Annotated in this window: 3 protein-coding genes; 2 read left to right on the top strand and 1 reads right to left on the bottom strand. The window is 69.3% G+C overall.

Annotated elements, in window-relative coordinates:
- The coding region (locus ACE3TL_RS16955) for a DUF6491 family protein (RefSeq protein ID WP_374579832.1) at positions 1-263 on the top strand (263 nt) is incomplete at its 5' end.
- An 82-nt stretch (positions 264-345) separates the two neighbouring features.
- On the opposite strand, the gene ACE3TL_RS16950 is transcribed toward ACE3TL_RS16955, so the two are convergent.
- Positions 346-1,106 (bottom strand): IS5 family transposase gene (locus ACE3TL_RS16950; RefSeq protein ID WP_374579831.1). Its coding sequence is split into 2 segments (ribosomal slippage): positions 346-777 and positions 780-1,106, totalling 759 coding nucleotides; the frame shifts between segments, so codons are not numbered across the junction.
- A gap of 339 nt (positions 1,107-1,445) precedes the next feature.
- Here ACE3TL_RS16950 and ACE3TL_RS16945 point away from each other — a divergent pair.
- The coding region (locus ACE3TL_RS16945) for a PhnD/SsuA/transferrin family substrate-binding protein (RefSeq protein WP_374579830.1) at positions 1,446-2,016 on the top strand (571 nt) is incomplete at its 3' end.

The raw sequence follows: 2,016 nt of genomic DNA, 5'->3' as shown, positions 1-2,016 counted from the left end.
TCGCCTCGGACGACGAGCGGCTGGTCAACGTCCGTGTCGGCGCGAAGGATATCTACCAGTTCGAGATGCTGGGCCGCTGCAACAATGTGGAATGGACCACCCAGGTCGCGGTCCGCTCCCGGGGCAGCACCCGCATCTGCAGCGGGCTGGACGCCGAGATCATCGCGCCCAGCCAGATCGGACCACAGCGCTGCGCGGTGAAGAACGTGCGCAAGCTGAGCGAGGCCGAGATCAAGGCCCTGCCACGCCGCGCCCGGCCCTAACCACCCGCCTGAACGCGAAGAGGGGCGCCGGTCGCCCGACGCCCCTCCGCGGTTCCAGGCCCTGGGGTCCTAGGGTCCGGACTCAATTGATCCAGTAGGCGCAAGTTGCGGCGATGAGGGCGCCGGAGAGGTAGTTTCTGGCGAGTTTGTCGTAGCGGGTGGCGACGCGTCGGAAGTCCTTGAGCCTGCACCACATGCGCTCGACGCGGTTGCGGTCTCTGTGGGCGACGACGTCGTAGGGGATAGGGGCGCGTCGCGACGTGGTGGATGGGATGACGGCCTCAGCGCCTCGCTCGGCGAGGAGCTTGCGCAAGTGGTCGGCGTCGTAGCCGCGGTCTGCGAGCAGGCGACGGAAGGGTCCGGCGGCCTGGATCAGGGTGGCGGCCATGCTGATATCGTTGGTGTTTCCTGCACTGATCAGCAGCACCCTAGGCCGGCCTCGATCGTCGACTAGGCCGTGGAGCTTGGTGGTGCGGCCGCCGCGCGAGCGGCCTACGCCTTGCTCGAAGTCCCCCCTTTAGCGCCCGATGCTGAGCGGTGTGCCTTGACGTGGGTCGCGTCGATCGAGGCCGAGGAGTAGATCCCGGTATGCCCGGTCAGGGCGTAGAAGATCTCGTGCCAGATCCCCTGGCGGCTCCAGCGATTGAAGCGGTTGTAGATCGTCGTGTACGGCCCGAACTCTGCCGGACAGTCCCGCCAGCGCGCCCCGCACCGGAGCATGTGCACAATCCCCGACACCACGCGCCGGTCGTCCACCCGATGCGCACCCTTGCGGCCACGCGGCAGAAGCGGCTCGATCCGGGCCCACTCCTCATCGCTAAGCCACTGAACCTGCTTGGCCATCTCAAGGCTCCCTTCCAGAAGCCTTGAATCAGCGTCCGCAATGCGCCGCCAGAGCTAATTGAGTACGGACCCTAGGCGCGTCACGCGCGACCGGGTGTCGGTCGCGCGGATCGTCCGCAGTTTTTCTGATCGCACCTGAAGATCGGATCGTGCGGTCTCGGCCAAGAGCAGCCGCGCACATGCCTCGGACCGAGTGGAAGATACGGAAAGCTGACGGCGGCCGGCAGCACCTGGCCGCCATATAAGTTTCCCTGATAGGTCGCTTGACGACTTCGCGATTGTTCCGCGGCGTCGCAGGCGGTTCACAGGCCTCGCAACGTCCACGTTGAGCGAGGCGCGATGTCGGGGTCCGACGAGCCCATCCGACCGTTCTGGCGCCCCGTCCCGCGGGGGCTGCACCGGCGCGCGCTGCTGGGCGTGGGGGTAGGCGCGGCGCTGAGCGGCTGCGCGAGGGGCGCGGACGGGCCGGTGCTGAAGGTCGGCAGTCAGCGGGGCGGGGCCAAGGCGCTGACCCTGGCCTCGGGCGTGCTGGACGGCGCGCCGTACCGGATCGAGTGGAGCGAGTTCGCCGCCGCCCAGCCGCTGCTGGAAGCGATCGGGGCGGGCGCGGTCGACGTGGGCGCGGCCGGCGATGCGCCGTTTCTGTTCGCCTTCGCCGGCGGCGCGAAGGTTCGCGCGATCCATGCGGCCCGGTCGGCGGCCGGCGGCGCATCGACCGCCCTGCTGACGCCGGCGGGCAGCCGGATCACCACCCTCGCCGACCTGGCCGGGGCGCGCATCGCCACCGGACGCGGCTCCATCGGCCACTACCTGGTGCTGGGCCTGCTGGACCGGGCGGGACTGAAGACGAGCGACGTGACGCTGAACTTCCTGTCGCCGGGCGACAGCAAGGCGGCGTTCACCACGGGCG

Source organism: Phenylobacterium sp., assembly GCF_041920015.1.
In the GTDB taxonomy this organism is placed as follows: Bacteria; Pseudomonadota; Alphaproteobacteria; order Caulobacterales; family Caulobacteraceae; genus Phenylobacterium.
The sequence above is the reverse complement of the archived record's forward strand: the minus strand, read 5'-3'. Positions and strand labels throughout refer to the sequence as shown.